Below are 565 nucleotides of genomic sequence, written 5' to 3' on the forward strand. Positions count from 1 at the left end.
CTGGTATCTTCGACCGGTTCAACCTTCGTGAGTAAATCACTACAATCTACGCCGGCGCACCTTCTCCCGAAGTTACGGTGCTATTTTGCCTAGTTCCTTCACCCGAGTTCTCTCAAGCGCCTGAGTATTCTCTACCTGACCACCTGTGTCGGTTTATAGTACGGTTTAGTATAACCTGAAGCTTAGTGGCTTTTCCTGGAAGCGTGGTATCGGTTACTTCAGTTCCGTAGAACCTCGTCATCACTTCTCGGTGTTGAATGGTGTTCCGGATTTGCCTAAAACACCCACCTACCGGCTTAAACGCACATCCAACAGTGCGATAACCTAACCTTCTCCGTCCCCACATCGCAGTTATACCAAGTACGGGAATATTAACCCGTTTCCCATCGACTACGCTTTTCAGCCTCGCCTTAGGGGCCGACTCACCCTGCCCCGATTAACGTTGGACAGGAACCCTTGGTCTTCCGGCGAACGAGTTTTTCACTCGTTTTATCGTTACTTATGTCAGCATTCGCACTTCTGATACGTCCAGCAAACCTCTCGATTCACCTTCGTCCGCTTACAG

1 rRNA gene is annotated in these 565 nt (G+C 49.7%); it reads right to left on the reverse strand.

The annotated features are described in order from the left end of the window. Positions 1-565 (reverse strand): 23S ribosomal RNA (locus DRV96_RS17865); the annotation flags it as partial.

This window comes from Azohydromonas sediminis (assembly GCF_003574675.1).
Taxonomy (GTDB): domain Bacteria; phylum Pseudomonadota; class Gammaproteobacteria; order Burkholderiales; family Burkholderiaceae_C; genus Calidifontimicrobium; species Calidifontimicrobium sediminis.